At 59.5% G+C, this 26,085-nt stretch carries 28 protein-coding genes; 10 read left to right on the top strand and 18 right to left on the bottom strand.

Annotation, left to right across the window (positions count from 1 at the left end):
* The first annotated feature begins 255 nt into the window (after positions 1-255).
* Entirely contained in the window at positions 256-2,217 is a 1,962-nt protein-coding gene (gene betT, locus BLL42_RS13020) for a choline transporter BetT (protein WP_167368562.1), read from the top strand.
* Positions 2,218-2,233: 16 nt separating this feature from the next.
* Here the strand turns inward: betT and BLL42_RS13015 are convergent, their stop codons facing one another.
* Together BLL42_RS13015 and BLL42_RS13010 are read right to left on the bottom strand one after the other, a co-directional pair.
* Positions 2,234-2,491 carry a hypothetical protein gene (locus BLL42_RS13015; RefSeq protein ID WP_071552460.1) on the bottom strand — a complete coding sequence of 86 codons (258 nt, stop codon included), beginning with the start codon at positions 2,489-2,491 and terminating at the stop codon, positions 2,234-2,236.
* A gap of 69 nt (positions 2,492-2,560) precedes the next feature.
* Positions 2,561-3,301 carry an SDR family oxidoreductase gene (locus BLL42_RS13010; protein ID WP_071552459.1) on the bottom strand — a complete coding sequence of 247 codons (741 nt, stop codon included), beginning with the start codon at positions 3,299-3,301 and terminating at the stop codon, positions 2,561-2,563.
* Positions 3,302-3,430: 129 nt separating this feature from the next.
* Here BLL42_RS13010 and BLL42_RS13005 point away from each other — a divergent pair, with 129 nt between their 5' ends.
* From BLL42_RS13005 to mgrA, 4 genes are all read left to right on the top strand, one after another.
* The gene (locus BLL42_RS13005; protein ID WP_071552458.1) at positions 3,431-4,321 is read left to right on the top strand and encodes a LysR family transcriptional regulator; all 891 of its coding nucleotides are present in this window, start codon (positions 3,431-3,433) and stop codon (positions 4,319-4,321) included.
* 130 nt (positions 4,322-4,451) lie between these two features.
* Positions 4,452-4,634: a type II toxin-antitoxin system HicA family toxin gene (locus tag BLL42_RS13000; RefSeq protein ID WP_071555753.1), complete on the top strand. Its 183-nt coding sequence runs from the start codon at positions 4,452-4,454 to the stop codon at positions 4,632-4,634.
* 92 nt (positions 4,635-4,726) lie between these two features.
* Positions 4,727-5,143 carry a type II toxin-antitoxin system HicB family antitoxin gene (locus tag BLL42_RS12995; protein WP_071552457.1) on the top strand — a complete coding sequence of 139 codons (417 nt, stop codon included), beginning with the start codon at positions 4,727-4,729 and terminating at the stop codon, positions 5,141-5,143.
* Positions 5,144-5,320: 177 nt separating this feature from the next.
* Complete coding sequence (mgrA, locus tag BLL42_RS12990; RefSeq protein WP_071552456.1) at positions 5,321-6,358, top strand: L-glyceraldehyde 3-phosphate reductase; 1,038 nt, start codon at positions 5,321-5,323, stop codon at positions 6,356-6,358.
* Between the two features lie 91 nt (positions 6,359-6,449).
* Here mgrA and tauD read toward each other — a convergent pair whose 3' ends face one another.
* From tauD to BLL42_RS12955, 7 genes are all read right to left on the bottom strand, one after another.
* Positions 6,450-7,286, bottom strand: coding sequence for a taurine dioxygenase (gene tauD, locus BLL42_RS12985; RefSeq protein WP_071552455.1), 837 nt, complete (start codon positions 7,284-7,286; stop codon positions 6,450-6,452).
* A gap of 59 nt (positions 7,287-7,345) precedes the next feature.
* Positions 7,346-8,185: a taurine ABC transporter permease TauC gene (gene tauC / locus BLL42_RS12980; RefSeq protein ID WP_071552454.1), complete on the bottom strand. Its 840-nt coding sequence runs from the start codon at positions 8,183-8,185 to the stop codon at positions 7,346-7,348.
* On the bottom strand, positions 8,182-8,976 hold the full coding sequence (gene tauB, locus BLL42_RS12975; RefSeq protein WP_071552453.1) for a taurine ABC transporter ATP-binding subunit: 795 nt from the start codon (positions 8,974-8,976) through the stop codon (positions 8,182-8,184). The genes tauC and tauB overlap by 4 nt, the downstream gene beginning before the upstream one ends.
* Before the next feature lie 15 nt (positions 8,977-8,991).
* Positions 8,992-9,969, bottom strand: a complete 978-nt coding sequence (tauA, locus tag BLL42_RS12970) for a taurine ABC transporter substrate-binding protein (protein WP_071555752.1) — start codon at positions 9,967-9,969, stop codon at positions 8,992-8,994.
* Between the two features lie 216 nt (positions 9,970-10,185).
* Positions 10,186-11,769, bottom strand: a complete 1,584-nt coding sequence (gshA, locus tag BLL42_RS12965) for a glutamate--cysteine ligase (protein ID WP_071552452.1) — start codon at positions 11,767-11,769, stop codon at positions 10,186-10,188.
* A 212-nt stretch (positions 11,770-11,981) separates the two neighbouring features.
* Positions 11,982-12,365 (bottom strand): PaaI family thioesterase, encoded by a 384-nt coding sequence (locus BLL42_RS12960; RefSeq protein ID WP_071552451.1) that lies wholly within the window; start codon positions 12,363-12,365, stop codon positions 11,982-11,984.
* Positions 12,365-14,689, bottom strand: a complete 2,325-nt coding sequence (locus BLL42_RS12955; RefSeq protein WP_071552450.1) for a Tex family protein — start codon at positions 14,687-14,689, stop codon at positions 12,365-12,367. Before BLL42_RS12955 ends, BLL42_RS12960 begins: the two co-directional genes overlap by 1 nt.
* A gap of 361 nt (positions 14,690-15,050) precedes the next feature.
* Between BLL42_RS12955 and ompR the strand changes: the two genes are divergently transcribed.
* Together ompR and BLL42_RS12945 are read left to right on the top strand one after the other, a co-directional pair.
* Positions 15,051-15,791, top strand: coding sequence for an osmolarity response regulator transcription factor OmpR (gene ompR, locus BLL42_RS12950; RefSeq protein ID WP_054595095.1), 741 nt, complete (start codon positions 15,051-15,053; stop codon positions 15,789-15,791).
* Between the two features lie 108 nt (positions 15,792-15,899).
* Complete coding sequence (locus tag BLL42_RS12945; RefSeq protein WP_054595096.1) at positions 15,900-17,213, top strand: ATP-binding protein; 1,314 nt, start codon at positions 15,900-15,902, stop codon at positions 17,211-17,213.
* A gap of 104 nt (positions 17,214-17,317) precedes the next feature.
* Here the strand turns inward: BLL42_RS12945 and rimK are convergent, their stop codons facing one another.
* Positions 17,318-18,223, bottom strand: coding sequence for a 30S ribosomal protein S6--L-glutamate ligase (rimK, locus tag BLL42_RS12940; protein ID WP_054595097.1), 906 nt, complete (start codon positions 18,221-18,223; stop codon positions 17,318-17,320).
* Positions 18,220-18,702 (bottom strand): retropepsin-like aspartic endopeptidase RimB, encoded by a 483-nt coding sequence (gene rimB, locus BLL42_RS12935; RefSeq protein WP_071552449.1) that lies wholly within the window; start codon positions 18,700-18,702, stop codon positions 18,220-18,222. Before rimB ends, rimK begins: the two co-directional genes overlap by 4 nt.
* Positions 18,703-18,922: 220 nt before the next feature.
* Between rimB and BLL42_RS12925 the strand changes: the two genes are divergently transcribed.
* From BLL42_RS12925 to BLL42_RS12910, 3 genes are all read left to right on the top strand, one after another.
* Complete coding sequence (locus tag BLL42_RS12925) at positions 18,923-19,327, top strand: RNA-binding S4 domain-containing protein (protein WP_071552447.1); 405 nt, start codon at positions 18,923-18,925, stop codon at positions 19,325-19,327.
* Positions 19,328-19,511: 184 nt separating this feature from the next.
* Entirely contained in the window at positions 19,512-20,414 is a 903-nt protein-coding gene (gene hslO / locus BLL42_RS12920; protein WP_071552446.1) for an Hsp33 family molecular chaperone HslO, read from the top strand.
* Positions 20,415-20,594: 180 nt separating this feature from the next.
* Positions 20,595-22,136, top strand: coding sequence for a phosphoenolpyruvate carboxykinase (locus tag BLL42_RS12910; protein ID WP_071552444.1), 1,542 nt, complete (start codon positions 20,595-20,597; stop codon positions 22,134-22,136).
* A 77-nt stretch (positions 22,137-22,213) separates the two neighbouring features.
* Here BLL42_RS12910 and BLL42_RS12905 read toward each other — a convergent pair whose 3' ends face one another.
* The 7 genes from BLL42_RS12905 to BLL42_RS12875 form a co-directional block, all read right to left on the bottom strand.
* On the bottom strand, positions 22,214-23,068 hold the full coding sequence (locus tag BLL42_RS12905; RefSeq protein ID WP_071555751.1) for an EamA family transporter: 855 nt from the start codon (positions 23,066-23,068) through the stop codon (positions 22,214-22,216).
* Between the two features lie 43 nt (positions 23,069-23,111).
* The gene (locus BLL42_RS12900; protein WP_071552443.1) at positions 23,112-23,465 is read right to left on the bottom strand and encodes a DUF1493 family protein; all 354 of its coding nucleotides are present in this window, start codon (positions 23,463-23,465) and stop codon (positions 23,112-23,114) included.
* Between the two features lie 31 nt (positions 23,466-23,496).
* A complete protein-coding gene (locus BLL42_RS12895; RefSeq protein ID WP_071552442.1) occupies positions 23,497-23,703 on the bottom strand; it encodes a YhfG family protein in 207 nt (68 codons plus the stop codon).
* Positions 23,704-24,215: 512 nt separating this feature from the next.
* Complete coding sequence (locus BLL42_RS12890) at positions 24,216-24,503, bottom strand: helix-turn-helix domain-containing protein (RefSeq protein WP_007949192.1); 288 nt, start codon at positions 24,501-24,503, stop codon at positions 24,216-24,218.
* A gap of 2 nt (positions 24,504-24,505) precedes the next feature.
* Positions 24,506-24,820 (bottom strand): type II toxin-antitoxin system RelE/ParE family toxin, encoded by a 315-nt coding sequence (locus tag BLL42_RS12885; RefSeq protein ID WP_071552441.1) that lies wholly within the window; start codon positions 24,818-24,820, stop codon positions 24,506-24,508.
* Between the two features lie 129 nt (positions 24,821-24,949).
* Positions 24,950-25,246 carry a hypothetical protein gene (locus tag BLL42_RS12880; protein ID WP_071552440.1) on the bottom strand — a complete coding sequence of 99 codons (297 nt, stop codon included), beginning with the start codon at positions 25,244-25,246 and terminating at the stop codon, positions 24,950-24,952.
* Positions 25,247-25,605: 359 nt separating this feature from the next.
* A complete protein-coding gene (locus BLL42_RS12875) occupies positions 25,606-25,887 on the bottom strand; it encodes a hypothetical protein (RefSeq protein ID WP_071552439.1) in 282 nt (93 codons plus the stop codon).
* Between the last annotated feature and the right edge of the window lie 198 nt (positions 25,888-26,085).

Raw genomic sequence — 26,085 nt, 5'->3', positions numbered from 1 at the left:
GGGAAGATCGCGACATCAGCACGTCATACCCTTCCATGAGCTAGCGTACGAGACGTACCGCCGAGCCTTGCGATTAGTCCTCACAGGCCATCCATGTTTAACTTGAACGTTCATTCAAGTTAAACCGGTGGTTCGCTGCCCGCTCACAACAGGAGGCTAGCCTTTGCTGAGTCCGTTATTGACAGCCACGTTTTACCCCCTCGAGGTGCACGCTTCATGAGTGCATCATTCACCCCTCCAAGCGGTCAGATCCGCATGAATCCGCCGGTGTTCTACTTCGCGGCGACCTTCATTCTACTGTTCGGCCTGGTGGTCATCGCCTTCCCGCAACAGTCCGGCGCCTGGCTGCTGGCGGCGCAAAACTGGGCGGCCAATACGGTCGGCTGGTACTACATGCTGGCGATGACCCTGTATCTGGTCTTCGTGGTGGTCACCGCCTTGTCTGGCTACGGCAAGATCAAGCTCGGTGCCGACCACGACGAGCCCGAATTCAGTTACCTGTCCTGGGCCGGCATGCTGTTCGCCGCCGGGATCAGCATCACGCTGTTTTTCTTCTGCGTGTCCGAACCGCTGACGCACATGCTGCAACCGCCCCAGGGTGAGGCCGGCACGGCCGATGCGGCACGCCAGGCGATGCAGATCCTGTTTCTGCATTGGGGCCTGCACGGCTGGGGTGTGTTCGCTTTTGTCGGCATGGCGCTGGCTTATTTCGCCTACCGGCATAACTTGCCGCTGGCCTTGCGCTCGGCGCTTTATCCGCTGATCGGCAAACGCATCAACGGCCCGATCGGTTACGCGGTGGATGGCTTCGGCATCATCGCCACGGTGTTCGGTCTCGGCGCTGACATGGGCTTCGGCGTGTTGCACCTCAACTCCGGCCTCGACTACTTGTTCGGCATTGCCCATACCCAGTGGATTCAGGTCGGCCTGATCACGCTGATGATGGGCGCGGCGATCATCGTCGCTGTCGCTGGCGTTGATAAAGGCGTGCGGGTGATGTCCGACATCAACATGCTGCTGGCCTGCGCGCTGTTGCTGTTCGTGCTGTTCGCCGGCCCTACGCAGCATTTGCTCAACACCTTGATCCAGAACCTTGGCGATTACCTCGGCGCCTTGCCGATGAAGAGTTTCGACCTTTACGCCTATGACAAACCCAGTGACTGGCTGGGCGGCTGGACGGTGTTCTATTGGGCCTGGTGGATCGCATGGTCGCCGTTCGTGGGCCTGTTCATCGCCCGGATTTCCCGTGGCCGGACCATCCGCGAATTCGTTTTCGGCGTGCTGTTGATTCCGCTCGGTTTCACCTTGGCGTGGATGTCGATCTTCGGTAACAGCGCCATCGACCAGGTGCTCAACCACGGCATGAGTGCCCTTGGCCTGTCGGCCATCGACAACCCGTCGATGACCCTTTACCTGCTACTGGAAACCTACCCGTGGAGCAAAACGGTGATCGCCGTCACGGTGTTCATCAGTTTCGTGTTCTTCGTTACCTCGGCCGACTCCGGCACCGTGGTGCTCTCGACGCTGTCCGCCAAGGGTGGCAACGCCGATGAAGACGGGCCGAAATGGCTGCGGGTGTTCTGGGGCGCGATGACAGCACTGGTCACCAGTGCGTTGTTGTTCGCCGGCAGCATCGACTCATTGAAGTCAGCAGTGGTACTGACGTCGTTGCCGTTTTCGATGATTCTGTTGCTGATGATGTGGGGGCTGCACAAGGCGTTCTACCTCGAATCGCAGAAGCAGATTGCCCAGTTGCATTCATTGGCGCCGGTCTCGGCATCGCGGCGCGGCAAAGGTGGCTGGCGTCAGCGCTTGAGTCAGGCCGTGCACTTTCCGTCGCGTGACGAGGTGTACCGTTTCCTCGACACGACGGTACGTCCGGCGATTGAAGAAGTGACTGCAGTGTTTGTCGAGAAGGGGGTGAACGTGATCGCTCAGCCGGACCCGGCTAACGACAGCGTCAGCCTGGAAATCGGTCACGGCGATCAGCATCCGTTCATCTACCAGGTGCAAATGCGCGGTTACTCCACGCCGTCCTTCGCCCGTGGTGGGATGGGGCCGAAGGAGCTGCGTAACCGTCGCTACTACCGCGCCGAAGTGCACTTGAGCGAGGGCAGTCAGGACTACGATTTGATGGGCTACACCAAGGAGCAAATCATTAACGACATCCTCGATCAGTACGAGCGGCACATGCAGTTCCTGCATCTGGTGCGTTGACCGAGGCCGGTGGTGCTCAGGCGATGTTTAAGGTCATGAACAGCACCAGAGCGGCCACCGGCACACCGAACACCATGAAGCCCACCATCAGCTCGGAGGTCAGCGGTTGCCCGGCGGTAATCATGCCGATGGCGCCGTTGATCACCGTCAGCGCCAGCCACAGGACGACAAAGCTGTAGGTCAGGGTCTGACGGCTGAAGCCGAGCTTCTCACCGATGAACAGCATTAGCGCCAGCAAGACCAGGCCGAAGCTGATGATGATGGTGGTGTGCATGGTGTGATTCTCCTGAGTTGAAGGATCAGGGTCTGTATCGAGCATAGGCGTCGTTCAGAAGAATGGCGCTTAAACCAACCCGCCATTAGTGCGCAGGATCTGCCCGTTGACCCAACCAGCCGCCGGGCTGACCAGGAAGGAAATGACGTTGGCGATGTCTTCTGGCTGACCGAGACGTTCCAGCGGCGGCATCTTGGCGAAGGTCTGGATTTGTTCTTCGCTTTTGCCATGCAGGAACAGCTCAGTGGCGACCGGACCTGGGGCCACCGCGTTGACCGTGATGTGGCGACCGCGCAGTTCCTTGGCGAATACCTGGGTGAGGGATTCCACCGCCGCTTTGCTGGCGATGTACACCGCGTAGCCCGGCAGGTTCATGCCCACGGTGCTGCTGGAAAAGTTGACGATGCGGCCACCGGTATTCAGGCGGGTCGCGGCTTCGCGCAGGGTGTTGAAGGTGCCGCGGGTGTTGATGGCGAAGGTCTGTTCGAACAGTTCGTCGCTGTGTTCTGCCAGCGGCAGCACTTTAAGAATCCCGGCGTTGTTCACCAGCACGTCGACTTTGCCCAGTTGCGTTTCGGTTTCGTCGAACATCCAGCTGACGTCGGCGGCGCTGGACACGTCGGCTTTGATCGCTATGGCCTGATGGCCGGCCTGGCGCAGTTCGACAACCAGTTTTGAGGATTCAGTGGCGCTGCTGGCGTAGTTGATGGCGACGGCGAAACCTTCGGATGCGAGTTGTTTGGCGATTACGGCACCGATGCCGCGGGAGGCGCCGGTGACGATGGCAACTTTCGACGTTTGAGTGGTCATGAAGAGGGTTCCTTTGTGGTTGTGTGCTCGGTGTGAAGCCAGATTTACATGTTTACTCATGGCGATAAATGCACGAGAGTTGCCTTGACTGTTCAATAATCGCCAACAATCGAGTGTCAGGAGCTCCGTGTGGATCAAGTCAAAGCGATGAAGGTTTTTGTACGGATCTACGAGCGCAGCAGCTTTACGCTCGCCGCCGATGACTTGAATCTGCCCCGCGCCACGCTGACCCACACCCTCAACCAGTTCGAAGCCTGGCTCGGCACCCGATTGCTGGAACGCAGCACGCGACGCGTCCGTCCGACGCTCGATGGCGAGGCGTATTACCTGCGTTGCGTGCAGTTGCTGGCAGAGCTGGAGGAAGCCGAGCAGGCATTTCGGACGGTGGCGCCGAAAGGGCGGTTGCGGGTCGATTTACACGGCACCCTGGCCAAATACTTCGTGATCCCGGCATTGCCGCAGTTCATGGAGCGCTACCCGGAGATCGAGTTGTCCATCAGTGAGGCCGACCGCTTCGTCGACCTGATCGCCGAGGGCGTCGATTGCGTGCTGCGCGCGGGCACCTTGGGAGATTCGGCGTTGATCGGTCGGCGCGTCGCCACCTTGCGCCAGATCACCTGCGCCAGCCCGGCTTACCTGCGTAAATACGGCGAACCGAAAAGCCTGGCGGACCTCACTCACCACCGCGCGGTGAACTACGTCTCGCGCACCACCGCCAAGCTGTTCCCATTCGAATTCATGGTCGACGGCGAACTCCAGGAAGTCGCCATCGACGGTGCGCTGTCGGTGTTTGGTGCGGAGATCTATGCGGCCTCGGCAGTTGCCGGGTTGGGGCTGATCCAGTGCCCGCACTACCGCATGGCCGAGCAGATTTCCCAGGGGTTGGTGCAAGAGGTGTTGCTCGACACGCCGCCACCACCGATGCCGGTGTCGGTGCTGTACCCGCACAACCGACACATGTCGCCACGGGTTCGGGTGTTTGTGGATTGGGTGGCTGAGGTGTTTGCGCAGGCCCGTTAGCCGCCCGTCCAGCAAAAGAAGCGGTTTCGTTCTGATGGACTAATATTTGTCAGAGTGTGTATCGTGTGTATTGAGATCGCCCTTTGCCGCGTACAGTGCATCGCGGATGCTGTCGAAAAGGGTGAGGGTGATGCGTAGTCGGGAAATGATCAGGATGATCGAAGAGGACGGTTGGTATTTGGTGGCGGTCAAAGGTAGCCACCATCAATACAAACATTCGCGCAAATCAGGGAGGGTAACCATCAAGCATCCTGATGCGGATCTGCCAAAAGGAACAATCAACAGCATTTTGAAACAGGCGGGCCTGAAATGAGCCCGAGACACAGCTATCAGATCCCCGATGAGGGCAGATTGAACAGGCTCCGGTCGCAAGTTCTACCGGATTTACAGGAAGGGTCCATCCCCATGAAATTCCCAGTCGTTCTGCATAAGGATGCTGATTCAGAGTACGGAGTAATTATCCCCGACGTTGCGGGTTGTTTCTCTGCAGGTGGAACGGTGGCGCAGGCGCTCGAAAACGTTAAAGAAGCGCTGGCGTTGCATTACGAGGGACTTGTCACCGATGGCGATCCGTTGCCGCAGGTTCGCGAGATCGATGAACACCTCGAGAACCCTGATTACGCGGGTGGTGTTTGGGCGGTGGTCGAGTTTGACGTGACACCTTATTTCGGCAAGTCCGTGCGTTTCAACGCCACACTGCCGGAGCAGTTGCTGGAGCGAATCGACCAGACCGTGAAGCGCGATCAGCGCTACAGTTCGCGCTCCGGTTTTCTCGCCGCCGCCGCATTACGCGAATTGTCGGCTGAGTACGGCGTTTCCTGACGCGCAGCAGTATGCGTGACAGGTCAGGTTTGCTGCCTGCGATGCGCTGTGCAGGTTATTGAACAAAACTATATGAAACGTTTCAGCATTTAGTCGAACACCCAGTTTTGAATACGTTGCCTGAGCGTATGCTGGGCAACGCTGACGACTTCGTCGCTCAAAACAAGAGAGGGTTCGATGATTTACACCGCTGCTGCTGATCGTTACGACTCCATTCCTTACCGCCGCGTCGGTCGCAGCGGGTTGGTGCTGCCGGCACTGTCGCTGGGCCTGTGGCACAACTTTGGCGACAGCACACCAATCGATACTCAGCGGTCCTTGCTGCGGACCGCCTTCGACCTGGGCATCAACCACTTCGACCTGGCCAACAACTACGGCCCGCCGTACGGCAGTGCCGAAATCAACTTCGGCCGTTTGTTGCGTGAAGACTTCAAGCAATACCGCGATGAGCTGATCATCTCCAGCAAGGCCGGTTGGGACATGTGGCCCGGCCCTTACGGCCAGGGCGGTGGCTCGCGTAAATACGTGCTGGCCAGCCTCGACCAGAGCCTGCAACGCCTTGGCGTCGACTACGTGGATATCTTCTATTCGCACCGCTTCGACCCGGACACGCCACTGGAAGAAACCGCGAGCGCACTGGCCTGCGCCGTGCAGCAGGGCAAGGCGTTGTACATCGGTATCTCGTCTTATTCCGGGGCGAAAACCCGCGAAATGGCTGCGTTGCTGAAAGAGTGGAAAGTCCCGCTGCTGATTCACCAACCGGCTTACAACTTGCTCAACCGTTGGGTGGAAAAGGATCTGCTCGACACCACTGACGAGCTTGGCACGGGTGTGATTGCCTTCACTCCGTTAGCCCAGGGTTTGTTGACCGACAAGTACCTCAACGGCGTACCCAAAGATGCACGGGTCAATCGTCCGGGCGGTGGTTCGCTGCAGGCTTCGCACCTGTCCGAAGCCAATATCGCTCAGGTGCGTGCGCTCAACGAAATCGCCAAGCGTCGTGGCCAAAGCCTGGCGCAACTGGCCTTGGCGTGGACGCTGCGCGACCCACGAGTGACCTCGGCGCTGATTGGCGCCAGCCGCCCGGAGCAGATTGTCGAGAACGTCGGGGCGTTGAAGAACTTGAGCTTCTGCGTTGAGGAACTGATGGAGATTGACCGGTTTGCCCAGGAAGGCGGGATCAATTTGTGGGAGAAGCCTTCGACGGCGGAGTAACCCGAAAAAAAGCAAAAGATCGCAGCCTGCGGCAGCTCCTACAAGGAAGCGCGTTCGCGTAGGAGCTGCCGCAGCCTGCGATCTTTTGACCTTAAAACGGCACATCCCCCAGCACCGTCGCCCGGTGCATCACCCGCCGTGCCGGTCGGTAATCGTCCACGGCAAAATGCTGGGTCACACGGTTGTCCCAGAAGGCGACATCGCTCTCCTGCCAACGCCAGCGAATCGTAAATTCTGGCCGCGTAGCATGAGCGAACAATAGCTTCAAAATCGCTTCGCTTTCGGTGTCCGACAGCTCGTTGATGCGAGTGGTGAAGCCTTCATTGACGAACAACGACCTGCGCCCGCTCACTGGATGCGTGCGAATGACCGGATGCGACAGCGGCGGATTCTTCTTGCGGGCTGCTTCCCACTGAGCCAAGGCTTCAGGCGTGGTCCCAAAGCGTTCCAGCGGGAAGGATTTGATGAAATCGTGAGTCGCGGTCAGGCCTTGCAGCAGGTTTTGCAGGGGTACTGAGAGGGCTTCGTACGCCGCGATGCCACTGGCCCACAAGGTGTCGCCACCAAACTCCGGCAACAGCTTGGCGCTGAGCACCGCGCCAAGGGCCGGGGTCGGCAGAAAGGTCACGTCGGTGTGCCACACGGCATTGTCGCGCACGTCTGTTTCAGCGGTGTCGAGGATCAGCACTTCGGGCTGTTCCGGCACATTCGGGTAGATCGGGTGAATGTGCAGGTCGCCGAAATTCGCCGCGAAGCGTGCTTGCTGCTGCGGGTTGATTGGCTGCTCGCGAAAGAACAACACCTGATGCTTGAGCAATGCCTGCTCGATCGCATCGTGCTGTTCGAGGTTCAGCGGTTGGGAGATATCGACGCCGCTGATCTGCGCGCCGAGTGCGGTGCTGAGTGGGGTGATGGACAGGCTGCTCATGGCTTTCTCTTCAATTCGGGCACCGAGCCGTCGGCGCAGTCAGTGCTTAAAAAAACGTCTCAATGCGCCTGGCCATGCCACGGCACCAGTTTGCGTTGCAGGGCGCGCAGGCCCATTTCCATGGCGAAGGCAATCAGCGCGATCAGCAGAATCCCCAGCACCACCACATCGGTGACCAGAAATTGCGCGGCCGACTGCACCATGAAGCCCAGGCCACTTGTGGCGGCGATCAACTCGGCCGCCACCAGCGTCGACCAGCCCACGCCAAGGCCAATGCGCACGCCGGTCAGAATGTCCGGCAAGGCACTCGGCAAAATCACATGACGAATCAGTTGGGCCCGGGTTGCGCCCAATGACTGCGCCGCGCGCAACTTGGCCGGGTCGACAGTGCGTACACCCGTCGCGGTAGCGATGGCGATCGGCGCGAAGATCGCCAGATAGATCAGCAACACCTTGGACAGCTCACCGATGCCGCACCAGATCACGATCAGCGGCAGGTAGGCCAGCGGTGGAATCGGCCGGTAGAACTCAATCAGCGGATCAAGCACGCCGCGTGCGACGCGGTTGTGGCCGATGGCGATACCGACAGGCACGGCGGTCAACACCGCGAAGCCCAGGCCCAAACCCATTCGGCTCAGGCTCGCGCCTAAATGCTGCCAGAGGGTCGAGTCCATGTAACCGGTAGTCGCCAGCAACCAGCCTTTTTGCAGGACGGCCGACGGTGGTGGCAGAAACAACGGTTCGATCAGACCGCTGGCGGTAACGGCCCACCAGAGACCCAGCAGCGCAAACAGCGTTAACAGGCTGATCCAGCGAGTGCTGAGGCTGCGACGCAGTGGAGTCAGCGTCGATGGGCTGGCGGGTCTGGCCGCGGTGGCCGGGATTTCATAACTGCTCATGCGCGCTCCTGCCGCTGGGTGGCGCTGCGTTGGGAAAACACACGGGCGAGTACGTGTTCGCGGGTTTCGATAAAGCGCGGGTCGGATTTGATCGCTCGAGCCGATTCGCCAGCGGCATAGCGCTGACCGAAATCCAGCGTCAGGCGCTCAACGATTTTCCCGGGATTGGGTGCCAATAGAACCAGGTCTGTCGCAAGGAACACCGCTTCTTCAATGTCATGGGTAATCAGGAATACCGGTTTGGCGGTGCGCCGCCAGACTTGCAGCAGCAATTCCTGCATCTGTTCACGGGTGAAGGCGTCGAGGGCGCCGAAGGGTTCGTCCATCAGCAGCACGCGCGGGTCGGCAGCGAGGGCGCGGGCCAGGCCGACACGCTGCTTCTGGCCGCCTGACAGCTGCCAGATGCGGCGAGCGTCAAAGCCTGCGAGGTCGACCAGCGCGAGCATTTCCCGGGCGCGGATTTCGCGTTTATCACGCGGCACGCCAGCCAGTTCCAGGCCGAAACCGACGTTGGCCAACACGTCCTGCCAGGGCAGCAAGGCGTCGTCCTGGAACACCACGCCACGCTCGGCGCTCGGACCTTTGACCGGTACGCCATCGAGGGTGATGCGCCCGGTACTCGGGTCGACAAACCCGGCGATCAGATTCAACAGCGAGGTCTTGCCACTGCCGGACGGGCCGAGGGCGACCAGCAATTGCTGAGGCCCAAGGCTTAAGGAAATATCCGCCAGCACCGGTTCGGCGGCGCCGGGGTACTGTGCGCTGATGCGCTCCAGCTGTAGCAAGGCCATCGCCGTGTACTCCGATCAGTTAGTGATGAATTTGGCGCTGACGTAAGGGGCGTAGTCCGGCAGCACGGCCTCGACCTTGCCTTGTTCCTTGAGGAACGTGGCGGTGTCGGTGATGGCCTTGGTGGTCGGTGCGCCCAGGCTGATCACCTGATCAGCCGCCAGTGGGTAGACGTTGCCTTGCAGCAGTAACGGAATGTCGCTGGCCTTGGCGCCGGAGAGTTTCACCAGCTTGTCGACATTGCCCTTTTCGGCCAGCCAAGCGTGTGGGTCTTTGCGGTAGTTGGCGTAGGCGTCGAGGGTGACTTTGGCGAAGGCAGTGACGATTTCGGGGTGCTTCTCGGCGAAATCCTTGCGCACGATCCAGGCATCGAAGGTCGGCGCGCCGAACTTGGCCAGCTCGCCGGAAGTGATCAGCACGTTGCCGTTTTCCTTGGCAACGCCCAGCGCCGGGTCCCACACATAGGTGGCGTCGATGTCACCGCGCTTCCACGCGGCAATGATTGCCGGCGGTGCGAGGTTGAGGATCTGTACTTTCGACGGGTCGATGTTCCAGTGCTTGAGCGCGGCCAGCAGGCTGTAGTGGCCGGTGGAAACGAATGGCACGGCGATTTTCTTGCCGATCAGGTCCTGCGGGGTCTTGATCCCGGAACCGTCGCGGGCCACCAGTGCTTCGGCGGCACCGATCTGGGTAGCGATGAGGAAAGTTTCGACCGGAACCTTGCGGGTGATCGCAGCGGTCAGCGGGCTGGAACCGAGGTAGCCAATCTGCACATCGCCCGAGGTGATGGCGGCGATGACGTCGGCACCGTTGTCGAATTTGCGCCAGTCGATTTTGGCGTGGGTGGCGGTTTCGTAAGTGCCGTCGGCCTGGGCAACTTTGGCCGGGTCGACGGTGGTCTGGTAGGCGACGGTGACGTCAGCCGCTTGAGCGAAAAAGCTCGCTGCAGCCAAAGAAGCAGCCGCCAGGAGGCGAAGGGGGAAGTGCAGTTTCATCATGAAAGTCCTCATCAGGCGGCCGGGGTTTCGGCGAGTGACGAGACTAAATGATCTAAGAATTCGAAAATAAATAACTTTTTCGAATGAGCTTATGAGCAGAAAATTCCGGGAATCAAAAGATCGCAGCCTGCGGCAGCTCCTACGAGGAACGGTTATCACGCCGCTTCTGTAGGAGCCGCCGCAGGCTGCGATCTTTTAGCTGGCGCCGCTTAATTAATTACTGATCGCCAGAATACTCGCCTGATACGACCCGACAAACACGTCGAAATCGCCGACTTCGTTCTGCTCCAGCTCGGTTTGCTGAGCCAGCGACGAGCGCGCCAACGCTTCAAAGCGTGCCTGCTCTTCGGTCACCAGCGGTTCGCTGCGGAAGAACTCGGCGTGAGCCTGGCTCTGGCGCAGGGAGAACTGGCTAAAGCTTTCCTTGCGTTCGGTCATCGCTGCCAACACTTGGGCGGAAGGGGTCAGGGACGCGTCCTTGATTTTCGCCAGCTGCGCGTCGAGGGCTTTGCTGTGGGCGTCACCGCCGTGGCTCTGGTCAAGCAATACGGCCAACGGGGCGATTTTTTCCAGCAGTTCGCTGGCCCACTCTTTCATATCTACCGACTGGCCATCGCGTTGCAGTTGCAGGCCCGGACGGCGACCTTCCTTGACCACGCTGAGGAAGTTCGAGGTGGCATTGCCGCAGGTGTTGCTGGTCAGCAGCGGGCTTTCGTTCAGCGCGCAGTACAGCAGGAACGCGTCGAGGAAACGCGCTTCCTGCAGATCAATGCCCATCGGCAGGAACGGGTTGATGTCCAGCAGACGCACTTCAACGTACTGAATGCCACGGGCCATCAGCGCCTGAATCGGCCGTTCGCCGGTGTAGGTCACGCGTTTCGGGCGAATATTGGAGTAGTACTCGTTTTCGATCTGCAGGATGTTGGTGTTGAGCTGAACCCACTCACCGTCCTGGTGCGTACCGATCTCGACGTACGGCGCGTAAGGCGTGGCCACCGCTTTGCGCAGGCTGTCGGTGTAGCTGTTCAAGTCGTTGTAGCATGGCGTCAGTCCGGCTTGCGCGTTGCTCTGGTAACCCAGATCACTCATGCGCAGGCTGGTGGCGTACGGCAGATACAGCGTCTCGGCGTCGAATGGCTCCAGCTGATGGGAGCGACCGCGCAGGAAACCGGCGTCCAGCGCTGGCGAAGAACCGAACAGGTACATCAGCAGCCAGCTGTAGCGGCGGAAGTTGCGGATCAGTGCGATGTAGGCCGACGACTGATAATCGCGGTCGGTGCCGACAAAGCCTTCAGCCTCTTTGAGCAGCGGCCAGAGTTTTTCCGGCAGGGAAAAGTTGTAGTGAATCCCGGCGATGCACTGCATGGTCTTGCCGTAACGCAGGGCCAGGCCCTTGCGGTAGACGTACTTGAGCTGACCGATGTTGGAGGTGCCGTAATAGGCGATCGGGATATCTTCCTCGGCCGGCAACGGGCACGGCATCGATGGACTCCACAGGTACTCGTTGCCGAGCTTGCTGTAGGCAAAACGGTGAATCTTGTCGAGGCTGCTCAGCGTGTCCGCAGGGTCCGGCAGGGCAGGCGTGATGAACTCCAGCAGCGACTCGGAATAGTCGGTGGTGATCTGTTCGTTGGTCAGCGCGGAACCCAGGCTTTCAGGGTGCGGCGTTTGCGCCAGACGACCTTCGCCGGTCACGCGCAGGCATTCACGTTCGATGCCGTGAAGACACTGTTCGAGCAGAGAGAGGTTAGCGCGCTCGCCGAGCAGAGCCAGGCGGCGGTTGAGAAGTTCGCTCAAGTTGGATTCCTTCACGCGTCAGTCGCCCCAATATGGGGGTGGGCAGGACGGTCTACAAGGGTGAAGTTAAAACTGGCGTTTTCGCCTGGTTCCGGCGCCATAAAGGCCCCATTGAAAATGCGACTTCAATCCTTGAATCTGGCTGTCGCACACGAAAAAACGTCGGCGCAGCTTTCGCAGCGCCGAAATTAACTCAAATTGATGATGCGCATCTACAGGACAGCGAACGTGCCTTGCGCTTTTGCGACCAGTTTGTCGCCTTGCATCACGTCGGCTTCGACCACCAGCGTGCGCCGGCCCGGATGAATCACCCGCGCGGTGCACAGGACTTCGCCTTCGGAAACGGCGCGCACGTAGTTGATCTTGCACTCGATGGTCGCGCTCTGCTGGTCGAAACCATGGGAACTGGAACAAGCCAGCCCCATGGCAATGTCCACCAGGCTGAACAGCGCCCCACCGTGCAGCTTGCCACCGCGATTGCGCAGCTGCGGCTCAAGCGCCAGGGCGACTTGCGCCACCCCGACCTCAAGGCTGTGCAAACGGCAACCCAGCAGCTTGAAAAAAGCGCTTTCGGTCAACCCCGCAGGGATTTCCATCAGCGCTTCTTCAACTGCTTGGCATTGGCGAACAACGACGCCATGGCGTTGTTGGTCGGGGCCGCTGCCGTGGTTTCCTTACGCGGTGCGGTGCTCGAAGACTGACGCGGCGCCGAACCCGGGCGCGCGCCACGAGCGCCGTCGATCTTCTCGCCCGGGGTGTCGCTCATACGCATCGACAGGCCAACGCGTTTACGCGGGATGTCGACTTCCATGACCTTGACCTTGACCACGTCACCGGCTTTCACCGCTTCACGCGGATCCTTGATGAACTTCTCGGAAAGCGCGGAGATATGCACCAAGCCGTCCTGATGCACGCCGATATCGACGAATGCGCCGAAGTTGGTCACGTTGGTCACCACGCCTTCGAGGATCATCCCCAGTTGCAAGTCCTTGAGGTCTTCGACACCTTCCTGGAATTCGGCGGTCTTGAACTCTGGGCGCGGATCACGGCCCGGCTTTTCCAGTTCCTGGAGGATGTCGGTGACCGTTGGCAGACCGAAGGTTTCGTCGGTGTACTTCTTCGGATCGAGACGCTTGAGGAAAGCGGCGTCGCCGATCAGCGAGCGGATGTCGCGGTCGGTTTCAGCGGCAATGCGTTGCACCAACGGATAGGCTTCCGGGTGAACCGCGGAAGAATCCAGCGGGTTGTCGCCGTTCATCACACGCAGGAAGCCGGCCGCCTGTTCGAAGGTTTTTTCGCCGAGACGGGCGACTTTCTTCAGCGCAGCGCGGGTTTTGAAGGCGCCGTTTTCATCGCGGTGGTTCACGATGTTCTGCGCCAGTGTCGCGTTGAGGCCGGAGATGCGGGCCAGCAGCGCGACGGAGGCGGTGTTCACATCGACGCCAACGGCGTTCACGCAGTCCTCGACCACCGCGTCCAGGCCACGGGCCAGTTTCAGCTGCGACACGTCGTGCTGGTACTGGCCGACACCGATGGATTTCGGATCGATCTTCACCAGCTCGGCCAGCGGATCCTGCAGGCGCCGGGCAATCGATACGGCGCCACGGATCGATACGTCCAGGTCCGGGAATTCCTTGGACGCCAGTTCCGAGGCCGAGTACACCGAAGCGCCGGCTTCGGAGACCATGACCTTGGTCATTTTCATCGCCGGGTATTTTTTGATCAGGTCCGCGGCAAGCTTGTCGGTTTCACGGCTGGCAGTGCCGTTGCCGATGGCGATCAGGTCCACCGAGTGCTTGGCGCACAGGGCCGCGAGCACGGCGATGGTCTGGTCCCATTTGTTGTGTGGCACGTGCGGGTAAACCGTGGCGTGATCCAACAGCTTGCCGGTGGAGTCGACCACCGCCACCTTGCAACCGGTGCGCAGGCCCGGGTCCAGGCCCAGCGTGGCACGCGGGCCGGCGGGAGCGGCCAACAGCAAGTCGTGCAGGTTGTGTGCGAAGACGTTGATCGCCTCGGTCTCGGCGCCGTCACGCAACTCACCGAGCAGGTCGGTTTCCAGGTGCGTGTAGAGCTTGACCTTCCAGGTCCAGCGCACCACTTCACCGAGCCATTTGTCGGCCGGGCGGTTCTGGTTGGCGATGCCGAATTGCTGACCGATCATGCCTTCGCATGGGTGCATGGTGCCGGGTAGTTCGTCACCGACTTTCAGCGCGGAGCTGAGAATGCCTTCGTTGCGGCCACGGAAAATCGCCAGGGCGCGGTGCGATGGCATGCTTTTCAGCGGTTCGTCGTGTTCGAAGTAATCGCGGAATTTGGCGCCTTCTTCTTCCTTGCCGGCGATGACGCGGGCACTGAGAGTGGCTTCCTGCTTCAGGTAACTGCGCAGCTTGTCGAGCAGGCTGGCGTCTTCGGCGAAGCGCTCCATGAGGATGTATTTAGCGCCTTCGAGGGCTGCTTTCACATCCGCCACGCCTTTTTCGGCGTCGACGAAGCGTGCGGCTTCGGCGTCTGGCGTCAGGTTCGGGTCGTTGAACAGGCTGTCGGCCAGTTCACCGAGACCGGCTTCCAGGGCGATCTGGCCCTTGGTGCGGCGCTTCTGCTTGTACGGCAGGTACAAGTCTTCAAGGCGGGTCTTGGTGTCGGCGAGCTTGATGTCGCGTTCAAGTTGCGGGGTCAGCTTGCCTTGCTCTTCAATGCTGGCGAGGATGCTGATGCGCCGTTCGTCGAGTTCTCGCAGGTAGCGCAGGCGCTCTTCCAGATGCCGCAACTGGATGTCATCGAGGCTGCCGGTCACTTCTTTCCGGTAGCGGGCGATGAAGGGCACCGTGGAGCCTTCATCGAGTAGCGCGACGGCCGCTTCGACCTGTTGTGGGCGTACACCGAGTTCCTCGGCGATGCGGCTGTTGATGCTGTCCATAAAACCACCTGACAAATTGTGAAAGCAGGCTCGCAGGCGCAAGGAATAAGGCCCGGCGAGTCTGGTTGAGCGGCCTGGCCAGCGCCGCTACCTGGATCAAAAGGCATCCCATTGACCCGTGGAATCGAACAATTACTGCCAGGCGATGAAAAATAAAAAGCCGCCACTGACAGTAACGATCAGACGTTGCCCGACACAAAAGGCCGCGCATTATAACCGCCGTTCTGCCCGATGGGGGCATTGCAGCCTGTAGGCACAAAGGCCGTATCGCTGGCGGTAGAGGAAAAATCTGCTAACAATGCACACGGTGCGTATAACGGCAGCTACGCCATAATGCGCACCGAGATCAAAGGAGCATCCAATGAGCAGCACTGCACAAACTGCTGAAGGCGAAAAAATTCTTATCGTTGACGACGATCCAGGGCTCAGCAGCCTGCTGGAACGTTTTTTCGTCAGCAAGGGCTACCGTGCCCGCGCGGTACCGAACACCGAGCAGATGGATCGTCTGCTGGCGCGTGAAGTGTTCAACCTGGTCGTCCTCGACCTGATGCTGCCCGGCGAAGACGGCCTGACCGCCTGCCGCCGTCTGCGCGGCGCGAACAATCAGATCCCGATCATCATGCTCACCGCCAAGGGTGATGAGCTGAGCCGTATCAAAGGCCTGGAACTGGGCGCTGACGATTACCTGGCCAAACCGTTCAATCCGGACGAGCTGATGGCACGCGTCAAAGCGGTCTTGCGCCGTCAGTCGGCTCCCGTGCCGGGCGCACCGGGCAGCGAAGACGAAAGCGTGACCTTCGGTGATTACGAATTGTCTTTGGCGACCCGCGAACTCAAGCGTGGCGACGAAGTACACATGCTCACCACCGGTGAGTTCGCGGTCCTCAAGGCGCTGGTGATGAACGCGCGTCAACCGCTGACCCGCGACAAGCTGATGAACCTGGCCCGTGGCCGCGAGTGGGATGCCCTGGAGCGTTCCATCGACGTACAGATTTCGCGCCTGCGTCGGATGATCGAGCCTGATCCGTCGAAACCACGCTACATTCAAACGGTCTGGGGCGTGGGTTACGTGTTCGTTCCGGACGGCACCGCGACCAAGTGATCGGTGATTTGTAGGAGCGGGTCAGCTGGGTAACGTGTCACCCGGTTGATTCGCGATCCGCAATTCTGCGAGCTTCGCTCGCTCCTGCAAAGTGTGTAGCGGTTGTCTATGAAAACCCCCGTGTGGTTCCCCCAAAGTTTCTTCTCTCGCACGCTCTGGCTGGTGCTGATCGTCGTGCTGTTTTCCAAGGCGCTGACCCTGGTTTATCTGTTGATGAACGAGGACGTGCTGGTGGATCGCCAATACAGCCACGGTGTCGCGCTGACCTTGCGTGCCTACTGGGCCGCGGACGAAGAAAACCGAGCGAAGATTGCCGATGCCGCAACACTGATTCGTGTGGTGGGCGCCGGTGTTCCCGAGGGTGAGCAGCATTGGCCCTACAGCGAAATCTATCAACGACAGATGCAGGCCGAACTGGGTGCCGACACTGAAGTGCGATTACGCATGCATGCTCCGCCGGCGCTCTGGGTCCGGGCGCCAAGCCTGGGCGACGGCTGGCTGAAAGTACCGCTGTACCCGCATCCGTTGCGTGGTCAGAAAATCTGGAACGTACTCGGCTGGTTTCTCGCCATCGGCTTGTTATCCACAGCGTCGGCGTGGATTTTCGTCAGCCAGCTCAACCAGCCGCTCAAACGTCTGGTCGATGCCGCCCGGCAACTGGGTCAGGGTCGTAGCGTGCGTCTGCCGATCAGCGACACGCCGAGTGAAATGACCGAGGTCTATCGAGCGTTCAACCAGATGGCGGAAGACGTTGAACAGGCTGGCCGGGAACGTGAATTGATGCTTGCCGGGGTATCACACGACCTGCGCACGCCGTTGACGCGCTTGCGTCTGTCGCTGGAGCTGATGGGTAACCACAGCGACCTGAGCGACGACATGGTGCGTGACATCGAAGACATGGACGCGATTCTCGACCAGTTCCTGGCATTCATTCGCGATGGTCGGGATGAGTCGGTCGAAGAGGTCGACCTGAGTGATCTGGTGCGCGAAGTGGCGGCGCCTTACAACCAGAACGAGGAGCGGGTGCGTTTGCGTCTGGAGCCGATTCAGCCGTTTCCGTTGCGCCGGGTCTCGATGAAGCGCCTCTTGAACAACCTGATCGGCAACGCCTTGCATCACGCGGGCAGCGGCGTTGAGGTGGCAGCGTATGTCTCGGGCGATGTCAGCGCGCCGTACGTGGTGCTGAGCGTCATGGACCGTGGCGCCGGGATTGATCCGTCAGAGCTGGAAGCGATCTTCAACCCCTTCACCCGTGGCGACCGTGCGCGGGGCGGCAAGGGCACCGGACTTGGCCTGGCCATCGTCAAGCGGATTGCTTCGATGCATGGCGGCAATGTTGAACTGCGCAACCGCTCCGGTGGCGGGTTGGAAGCGCGGGTGCGGTTGCCGCTTGGGTTGATGTTGCCTAGAGATGCTGTGTAGCCGGAAAAGATCGCAGGCTGCGCCAGCTCCTACGAGGAACGGTTATTACGCCGATTTTGTAGGAGCTGCCGCAGGCTGCGATCTTTTCAAGGGCTATTGAGTTCTCAACCCTTGCCCTTGGTCCGCGTCATATTCGGCCCGCCGTTCTTCTCAATGTGCTGAATGATGATCCCCGCCACGTCCTTGCTGGTGGTGGTTTCGATCCCTTCCAGGCCCGGCGACGAGTTCACTTCCATCACCAGCGGCCCGTGGTTGGAACGCAGGATATCCACGCCCGCGACGCTCAGGCCCATGACCTTGGCCGCACGGAGCGCGGTCATGCGCTCTTCGGGGGTGATCTTGATCAGGCTGGCGCTGCCGCCACGGTGCAGGTTGGAGCGGAACTCGCCGGGCTTGGCCTGACGCTTCATCGCGGCGATCACCTTGTCGCCGACCACAAAGCAGCGAATATCTGCACCGCCGGCTTCCTTGATGTACTCCTGAACCATGATGTTCTGCTTGAGGCCCATGAACGCCTCGATCACCGACTCCGCCGCCGTCGCCGTTTCACACATCACCACGCCGATGCCCTGAGTGCCTTCCAGCACCTTGATCACCAACGGTGCGCCATTGACCATTTCGATCAGGTCGGGAATGTCGTCCGGCGAGTGAGCAAAACCGGTGACCGGCAGACCGATACCGCGACGCGAAAGCAACTGCAGCGAGCGCAGTTTGTCCCGCGAGCGGGCGATGGCCACCGACTCGTTGAGCGGGAATACGCCCATCATTTCGAACTGGCGCAACACTGCGCAGCCATAAAATGTCACCGACGCGCCGATCCGCGGGATCACAGCATCGAAGCCTTCCAGCGGCTTGCCGCGGTAGTGGATCTGCGGCTTATGACTGGCAATGTTCATATAGGCGCGCAGGGTATCGATCACCACCATCTCATGGCCGCGTTCGGTGCCGGCTTCAACCAAACGACGAGTGGAATACAGACGCGGGTTCCGCGACAGCACAGCGATCTTCATGCAACACCTGTGGAAAGGGTAGTGGACACCGGGAACACCGGCTTGTCTTGAACGTATTTAATGCCTGGATTGACCACCAGTTGGCCGTCGATCAGGGCTTTGGAACCGAGCAACAGGCGATAACGCATGGACTTGCGGCAGGCGAGGGTGAACTCGACTCGCCAAACCCGATCGCCGAGCGCCAGGGTGGTGCTGATCACGTAACGCACCTGCGCCTGGCCGTTGGAGCTTTTAATGGTTTTCATCGTCACCAGCGGCGCTTCACAGCGGCGGTGACGCAGCTGCACCACCGTGCCCAGGTGCGCGTTGAAACGCACCCACTTTTCCCCGTCGCGCTCAAACGGCTCGATTTCGGTGGCATGCAGGCTGGAGGTGCTGGCGCCAGTGTCGATCTTCGCCCGCAGGCCCGCGACTCCCAACTCAGGAAGCGCCACCCACTCGCGTAGACCCACAACGGTCAAATGGTCAAATGTCTTCAAATGTGCTCAACCGGTGAGAAGCCCGTTCGCACCGCAAAGCGGCCGAATTCGCGGTATTCACGCAGAATAAAGGTTAAAAGGCGACAGATATCTACGGCCCGGATTTTCAGCTCCCGAGCGAGGCCCGAAAGTGTCGCGCATTGTAAGCTGAACCGGTGAAATTCATGGCACGACAAAAACGGTAGTACAGTTCAGAAATATTTCAGAATGAGGAAATCCCATGGCACAAAAAAAAGAAGAGGACGACAAAGTCCGTCTCGATAAGTGGTTGTGGGCAGCGCGCTTCTACAAAACCCGCGCCCTGGCCAAAGCGGCTATCGAAAGCGGCAAAGTGCATTGCCGGGGTGAGCGCTGCAAACCGGGCAAAGAACCGAGGATGGGTGACGAGTTTCAGATTCGCGTCGGTTTCGATGAGCGCACCGTGGTGGTCCAGGCGCTGTCGATCGTCCGTCGTGGCGCCCCTGAGGCCCAGACGTTGTACGCCGAGACCGAAGCCAGCATCGCCAAGCGCGAAAACGCCGCGGCCCTGCGCAAGGCCGGCGCCCTGGGTGTCAGCACCGACGGCAAACCGAGCAAGAAACAGCGCCGGGATCTGTTCAAGTTTCATGGCAGCAGCAACGAATAAGGTTTGGCTGCTAACGGAGCTAAACTACCCAGCGTCAATTTGACGCGGTTCGACCTTGCTTGGAACAAGCCCGGATTGTTCATAAAATGCCTTTCATGGCGACTATCATTGCACCCAAACGGTGCGCAAGGCGCGATTCCCGGCCCTTGTAACCCTTCAGTTTTCACTTCAGATACCCAGACCTATGACTGATCTACCGGATACCGACTACACCCAACGCTTCATCTTCGATGACAGCGATACCCGCGGCGAGCTGGTAGCGTTGGAGCGTAGCTATGCCGAAGTCCTCGCCAAACACCCCTATCCGGAGCCAGTTGCACAACTGCTCGGCGAGTTGATGGCGGCTGCGGCGCTGCTGGTCGGCACCTTGAAATTCGATGGCTTGCTGATCCTGCAGGCGCGTTCCGAAGGTCCGATATCGCTGCTGATGATCGAATGCTCCAGCGAGCGCGAAATCCGTGGTCTGGCCCGTTATGACGCAGACCTGATCGCTGCCGATGCGACCCTGGCCGACATGATGCCCAACGGCATGCTGGCGCTCACCGTCGACCCGACCCAAGGCCAGCGCTACCAGGGCATCGTCGACCTGGACGGTGCGACGCTGTCGGACTGCTTCACCAACTATTTCGTCATGTCCCAGCAAGTCGGCACGCGCTTCTGGCTGTACGCCGATGGCCGTCGCGCCCGTGGTCTGCTGCTGCAACAGCTGCCGGCCGACCGCCTGAAAGACGAAGAAGAACGCGCCGCCAGCTGGCAGCACATCACCGCGCTTGGCAGCACCCTGACCGCCGATGAATTGCTGAGCCTGGACAACGAAACGGTGTTGCACCGCCTCTACCACGAAGAGCAGGTGCGCCTGTTTGACGTGCAGAAACTACGCTTCCGTTGCAGCTGCTCCCGTGAGCGTTCGGCTAATGCGCTGGTCAGCCTGGGCCTGGAAGATGCTCAGGCACTGGTCGTCGAACACGGTGGCAACATCGAGATCGACTGCCAGTTTTGCAACCAGCGTTACCTGTTCGATGCGGCCGATATCACCCAATTGTTTACTGGAGCGGGTGTGGATACCCCGTCAGATACTCGTCACTAAAACGCTTCAGTGCAGGTAAATTCACTGGTAAACGCCGGAAAAACGCCGTCCTGACGGGAGGGCCCTACTCTTTTCAGGCTTTTCTGGCATAATCCGGCCCACTTTTTTAGCGGTAGTAGTGCGCGACTTTCTACTACAAAACGTTTGGAACACTCGGCCACGGGCCGACGGGGAACCCTCATGACGCAAGCCAATAATGCTGTGTACACCGATCTGAGTGTTGATGATCTGGTTAAAGAAGCCCTGAATCGCGGTGAGGGCGAGCTTGCCGATACCGGCGCGCTGGTGGTTCGTACCGGTCACCGTACGGGTCGTTCGCCAGTCGACCGTTTCATCGTTGAAGAGCCTACCACTCAAGCCGCTATCGCCTGGGGCCCGATCAACCGCAAGTTCCCGGCCGACAAGTTCGATGCCCTGTGGGCTCGCGTCGAGGCGTTCAACAACGCGCAAGAGCATTTCGTTTCCCACGTGCACGTAGGTGCGGCTGAAGACCACTACCTGGCCGTGAAGATGACCACCCAGACTGCCTGGCAGAACCTGTTCGGTCGTTGCCTGTTCATCAACCCGGCCCAGTACAACCCAGCCGGTCGTGACGAGTGGCAAGTTCTGAACGTCGCCAACTTCGAGTGCGTGCCAGAGCGTGACGGCACCAACTCCGACGGCTGCGTGATCCTCAATTTCGCGCAGAAGAAAGTGCTGATCGCCGGCATGCGCTACGCCGGTGAAATGAAGAAAGCCATGTTCTCGGTGCAGAACTTCCTGCTGCCGGCCGCCGACGTGCTGCCGATGCACTGCGCCGCCAACATCGGCGAAGCGGGCGACGTGACCCTGTTCTTCGGTCTGTCCGGCACTGGCAAGACCACCCTGTCGGCCGACGAAAGCCGTTACCTGATCGGTGACGACGAGCACGGCTGGGGCGAGGGCGTGGTGTTCAACATCGAGGGTGGTTGCTATGCCAAGTGCATCGACCTGTCCGAGAAGAACGAGCCAGTCATCTGGAAAGCCATCAAGCACGGCGCCGTCCTGGAAAACGTTGTTATCGACGACGCCAAGCACGCCGACTACGCCGATGTCAGCCTGACCCAGAACAGCCGCGCCGCCTACCCGCTGGAGCACGTTGCCAAGCGTTCCGAGAAGAACCTCGGTGGCGAGCCAAACGCGGTGATCTTCCTGACTTGCGACCTGACCGGCGTGCTGCCGCCAGTGTCGATCCTCAATGAAGAACAAGCGGCCTACCACTTCCTGTCCGGCTACACTGCTTTGGTGGGCTCGACCGAAATGGGTTCGGGCAGCGGCATCAAATCGACCTTCTCCACCTGCTTCGGCGCACCGTTCTTCCCGCGTCCGGCTGGCGAATACGCAGAACTGCTGATCAAGCGCATCCGCGGCTTCGGCTCCAAGGTCTACCTGGTCAACACCGGCTGGACCGGCGGTGGCTACGGCGTCGGCAAACGCTTCAACATCCCGACCACTCGCGGCGTCATCGCAGCGATCCAGAGCGGCGCGTTGATCGGTACAGGAACCGAACACCTCGACACCATCAACCTCGACGTGCCATTGGCCGTGCCGGGCGTTGAAACCGGCCTGTTGAACCCACGTAACACCTGGGCTGACAAGGCTGCCTACGATGAGGCGGCTAAGGCGTTGGCCGGTCTGTTTGTTGAGAACTTCAAGAAGTTTGAAGTGAGCGACGCGATCAAGGCTGCTGGGCCGAAGTTGTAATGATTCGGTAGTGGTTTGAGGTAAGAGAAAGCCGCGTTCAGACGCGGCTTTTTTGTACCCGTTATCCAGCTCTTTTCTCAGGTTTTCAGGTGCAAAACAAACGCCCCTACCAACACCAAAACAACCCCCAGCACCTGCACCTTTGCCAATCGCTCCTTGAAAAACACATACCCCAACATCGCCGCAATCCCGCCAGACAATGTGCTGATCACCGTCACCACAGAAACCGAACCCACCGCCGCGCCCCAGGCGAACGACGAGAATCCGCCAAGGTTCATCAGGCTGGCGCCCGTGAGGGCCATGCAGTTTTTCAGTGGTGGAATTTTCAGGCCATCTTTGATTTTGACAACAATCAACACCAGTACGCTGAAGCCGACAAGGTAGGCGAGCCAGAGCATGGTAATAGGGCCGAGGACCGGCAGGATGAATTGGCCTTGCAGCCAGAAGCTGGTGCCGTAGAACCCGGCGGCGAGCAGGGCGTAGATGATGGACCGGCTGGCGTCGGTTGTGTGGGGCAGACCGCTGTCGGTGTGGCGGCTGGAGAGAATGACTCCGAACACGCAAAGGGCGATGCACAGCCATTCGATCAGGCTGATGTGTTCGCCGCTGGCCCAGGACAGCAGGGTGGTCACCACGCCGTAAGAGGTGACCAGTGGCGCGACGATGGAGGCTTTACCGAGGGCGAAGGCCTTGGACAGGGCCAAGGCGCCAGAGACGGTGAGCACGGCAGCGCACACGCCCATCCCCCAGACGTTCAAAGGTGCGGCGAGAGATTTGAGCAGGTAGGCCGGGAAGACGACCAGCAGTAGGCTCATGATCACGAAGCCCAGCGCCTGACCAAAGTACACGGCGCGTTTCACGCCAACCGCGCGGGCGTTGAGGCCCACCAGAAAATCCGTGCCGCCCCAGAGTGCAGCGGCCAACAGGCCCATCAGTACGTCCACGCTATGTCCTTATAGTTATGCGCTGTGGACGCTAAAGGCTTTCGAGCGCCTGAGTGTCCCAGCGTTGGGCCTTGATGGCCTGGTAGAGCATGCCGATGGTCAGCGGGTGTTTTTCGCCACGTCCTTTGGCCCTGCGCTTGAGGAGCATATCGTAGCCTTCAGGTTGGAAGTAGCGATAGGCGTCGTAGTCGACGAAGTCGATCGCGAACTGTTCTTCCAGGGCTTCCATCAGGTGCCGAGCGTCTGAACCATCGCAGCCGAGGTCGAAGTTGATCGAGGTGCTGAGGCTGATGGTTTTGCGTTCGGGTAGGCCGAGTTCTTCGTGCAGTAGCTGCATGAGCAGGTGCATGGCGTGGTCGTCGGGGAAGTTGGGGGCGAGGTTCATTGCGGGGCGTCCGGTTGGGCTTAGGCGGATCTTATTGGCCGTCGGGCTTGGGGGGAAGGGCGGATGGCGGCAGTTCTTCTTGTCGGTGCTTTGCGAGTGCTTCTTCTCGCGTACGGAGTGGTTTCTCCAGGTCTGCCGGTGAGGTGTCGGACCCTGCGAGGCGTAGGCTGGCCAGGTAGTTGGATCGGCGGATTTTTTCGTAATGCGCTTGTTTTTGTTTGAAGGTTAATTGGCTCATTACGACGGTCCCGGGGCTGCTGTTTCTTTCACTTGTGTCTGAAAACCTGCGGCGCGTTCATCGCTGGCAAGCCAGGCTCCTACAGGAACGTGGCGTGCCGGCGAGTGGGGTGTGTCAGGCAGGTGCTTTCCAGTTCAGCATGCGTTGCTGGGTACCTGGAGTAGGTCGCCACCGACGTAGGGCGTCTCGTTTTTTTGCCATAAACGCTTGGCTTCCTCATCTTCAATGCTGGGCCGAAGGCGGTCGATGTTGGCTTGTACTCGCTTCCTGACCCCAACGCTTAGGGTAATGGTGTCCACCTATGCGTCATGGCGGTGGTGGAGCATTCATCGCAACGGCATTCCCGTAGGTATTTCCAGAAGCGTCTTGACTTTCAAAGTTGACGCAGGCGACGACTGTCCACGTTTTACGGAATGTGGACAGTCGGAAAAACGGTTTTGTGGAGAGTCAAGGTCTTTGATCGTTCCCGCGTTCTGTGACCGCGCGATGGGGATGTGGCTACGTTGTACTGTTCAACCGGCTAACGCATTCAACACATGGACAGGGTCATTGTGAATGGCTTTCAGCAGGGCTTTGGCCGGCCCTGTCGGTTCTCGGCGGCCTTGCTCCCAATTGCGCAGAGTGCCGAGTTGGACGTCGATCAACGCAGCGAATTTGGCCTGAGTCAGACCGGTGGCCTTACGAATTTCTTTGACTTGCAATGCGTCAACATGGAATTCGCGGGAAGGCAGGCGTTCACCCCGTACGATCTCGTCCATCTGTTGCACGCTTTCCATCAGCTCATCAAAAAACTTGCTCATGGTTATCTCCAGTGTTCGATGACGGCTTTCAACGCTTTGCGTTCATCGGCGGTTAGGTCTTGTTGCTCATTTTTAGGGTAGATCATCAACAAAGCGATCTGCGATGCCGAGACGAAATGGTAGTAAATCACTCGGGCTCCTCCTCGTTTGCCGTGCCCCTTGGCCGCGACCCGCATTTTGCGAATCCCGGCTGTCCCTTCGATGACGTCGCCAGCCGAGGGATTCGACACCAGTACCTTCTGCAAGGCGATATAGGCATCGTCATCCAATAGTTCTTTGGCTCGACGGGTGAAGATTGGGGTCTCAATGAAAATCATCGTTAATGTACGCCATTGGCTTACTTTCGGGCAATGCTGATCAGCTTGAATGGACTTTCATCTGTTCAGTTGTAACGGGTGTTCGATCGTTCTCACGCAGAACGTGGGAACGATCTGTTCACTCGGACTTCAGGCAGGCGCTTTCCAGTTCAACATGCGTTGCTGGGCAACCTGGAGCAGGTTGCGGCCGTCTTGAGTCAACAAATACAGAGCGTGGGTGATATGGGGAATGTCTTTGACGTCGCCGTGTTGGAAGCATTGGCAGTGCAAGGTTTCGAGCAGGTCGCTGGAGGCGCGGATGCGCTGAAGGGCGGCTTCGAGGATGTCTTGCGGGTCGGCCTCTGTGTCGATGATCAGGGGCGAGGTGTCAGTGAGGTTGGATTGGAGTGGGCGGTAGCGATCTACAAACGGATTTAATGTGGTCATTGAGGAGCACCTCTATTTAAGGGAAATGTATGCCTCTCTTCCGGGTGACCAAACCCGGTCGCTGATTTTGCAGCAACGCTAACGACTATAGGTGTGCTGCGCAGGCTGGCGAAAGGCGACAAGGAGCATGAGGTTGTAGGACGGGGACGAAGATGGGTAAGGCCGTGTCTATCGGTCTGTCCGTTGACGTAGGGCGTCTCGTTTTTTAGCCATCAAACGCTTCAGGACATTTTTGGCGTGAGCGGGATCGCCAAGATCGCAGCCTGCGGCAGCTCCTACGTCGAGTAGTCGATACCGCACGCAAATCTGTAGGAGCTGCCGAAGGCTGCGATCTTTTGGGGCCGCCACCGCATACATATTCACCTCGTCATCCGCTGTCGAGCCACCTCAAGCAACTCACTCCCATCCTGAGTCAGCAGATAAAGCGCGTTGACGATATTCGGAATGTCTTTCACATCCGCTTGTTTGAAGCACAGGCAATACAGAGTTTCGAGCAGGTCGCTGGAGGCGCGGATGCGTTGTCGGGCGGCGTCCAGAATGGCGTGGGGATTGGCTTCGGTGTCGATGACCAGAACCGGCGTGTCGCTGTAGCTGCTTTTGAGTGGGCGATAACGGTTGTTAGACGGATCGAGCGTGTTCATTGAGGGGATCCTGTAGGAAGTCCGCGGCGTCGCTCTCGCAGGCCGACACGCGGGTTTCAGCCGCGCCGCAAACTATAGAGCCCCACTCCAAAGCCTCGCAAGACAGCTTGCATGGACAGGTTGTGTAGGGCGTTTACTGGCCGTTGAGCCTTAGGCCTACAGGGTTTACGAGGTTTTTTCAGCGAGCTGCCGAAACGT

Source organism: Pseudomonas frederiksbergensis, assembly GCF_001874645.1.
Taxonomy (GTDB): Bacteria; Pseudomonadota; Gammaproteobacteria; order Pseudomonadales; family Pseudomonadaceae; genus Aquipseudomonas; species Aquipseudomonas frederiksbergensis_B.
The sequence above is the reverse complement of the archived record's forward strand: the minus strand, read 5'-3'. Positions and strand labels throughout refer to the sequence as shown.

Excerpts from the sequence above, each read along its gene's own strand:
- BLL42_RS12955 (WP_071552450.1), bottom strand. The coding sequence starts at position 14,689 with ATGGACAGCATCAACAGCCGCATCGCCGAGGAACTCGGTGTACGCCCA.
- tauC (WP_071552454.1), bottom strand. The coding sequence starts at position 8,185 with ATGAGCAGTTATGAAATCCCGGCCACCGCGGCCAGACCCGCCAGCCCA.
- BLL42_RS13000 (WP_071555753.1), top strand. The coding sequence starts at position 4,452 with ATGCGTAGTCGGGAAATGATCAGGATGATCGAAGAGGACGGTTGGTAT.
- ompR (WP_054595095.1), top strand. The coding sequence starts at position 15,051 with ATGAGCAGCACTGCACAAACTGCTGAAGGCGAAAAAATTCTTATCGTT.
- BLL42_RS12945 (WP_054595096.1), top strand. The coding sequence starts at position 15,900 with ATGAAAACCCCCGTGTGGTTCCCCCAAAGTTTCTTCTCTCGCACGCTC.
- BLL42_RS12895 (WP_071552442.1), bottom strand. The coding sequence starts at position 23,703 with ATGAGCCAATTAACCTTCAAACAAAAACAAGCGCATTACGAAAAAATC.
- BLL42_RS12880 (WP_071552440.1), bottom strand. The coding sequence starts at position 25,246 with ATGACCACATTAAATCCGTTTGTAGATCGCTACCGCCCACTCCAATCC.
- BLL42_RS13015 (WP_071552460.1), bottom strand. The coding sequence starts at position 2,491 with ATGCACACCACCATCATCATCAGCTTCGGCCTGGTCTTGCTGGCGCTA.
- BLL42_RS12960 (WP_071552451.1), bottom strand. The coding sequence starts at position 12,365 with ATGGAAATCCCTGCGGGGTTGACCGAAAGCGCTTTTTTCAAGCTGCTG.
- tauD (WP_071552455.1), bottom strand. The coding sequence starts at position 7,286 with ATGAGCAGCCTGTCCATCACCCCACTCAGCACCGCACTCGGCGCGCAG.
- BLL42_RS12890 (WP_007949192.1), bottom strand. The coding sequence starts at position 24,503 with ATGAGCAAGTTTTTTGATGAGCTGATGGAAAGCGTGCAACAGATGGAC.
- tauB (WP_071552453.1), bottom strand. The coding sequence starts at position 8,976 with ATGGCCTTGCTACAGCTGGAGCGCATCAGCGCACAGTACCCCGGCGCC.
- BLL42_RS12905 (WP_071555751.1), bottom strand. The coding sequence starts at position 23,068 with ATGGGCCTGTTGGCCGCTGCACTCTGGGGCGGCACGGATTTTCTGGTG.
- BLL42_RS12910 (WP_071552444.1), top strand. The coding sequence starts at position 20,595 with ATGACGCAAGCCAATAATGCTGTGTACACCGATCTGAGTGTTGATGAT.
- mgrA (WP_071552456.1), top strand. The coding sequence starts at position 5,321 with ATGATTTACACCGCTGCTGCTGATCGTTACGACTCCATTCCTTACCGC.
- tauA (WP_071555752.1), bottom strand. The coding sequence starts at position 9,969 with ATGAAACTGCACTTCCCCCTTCGCCTCCTGGCGGCTGCTTCTTTGGCT.
- BLL42_RS12900 (WP_071552443.1), bottom strand. The coding sequence starts at position 23,465 with ATGAACCTCGCCCCCAACTTCCCCGACGACCACGCCATGCACCTGCTC.
- rimK (WP_054595097.1), bottom strand. The coding sequence starts at position 18,223 with ATGAAGATCGCTGTGCTGTCGCGGAACCCGCGTCTGTATTCCACTCGT.
- BLL42_RS13010 (WP_071552459.1), bottom strand. The coding sequence starts at position 3,301 with ATGACCACTCAAACGTCGAAAGTTGCCATCGTCACCGGCGCCTCCCGC.
- betT (WP_167368562.1), top strand. The coding sequence starts at position 256 with ATGAATCCGCCGGTGTTCTACTTCGCGGCGACCTTCATTCTACTGTTC.
- BLL42_RS12885 (WP_071552441.1), bottom strand. The coding sequence starts at position 24,820 with ATGATTTTCATTGAGACCCCAATCTTCACCCGTCGAGCCAAAGAACTA.
- BLL42_RS12875 (WP_071552439.1), bottom strand. The coding sequence starts at position 25,887 with ATGAACACGCTCGATCCGTCTAACAACCGTTATCGCCCACTCAAAAGC.
- BLL42_RS12995 (WP_071552457.1), top strand. The coding sequence starts at position 4,727 with ATGAAATTCCCAGTCGTTCTGCATAAGGATGCTGATTCAGAGTACGGA.
- BLL42_RS12925 (WP_071552447.1), top strand. The coding sequence starts at position 18,923 with ATGGCACAAAAAAAAGAAGAGGACGACAAAGTCCGTCTCGATAAGTGG.
- hslO (WP_071552446.1), top strand. The coding sequence starts at position 19,512 with ATGACTGATCTACCGGATACCGACTACACCCAACGCTTCATCTTCGAT.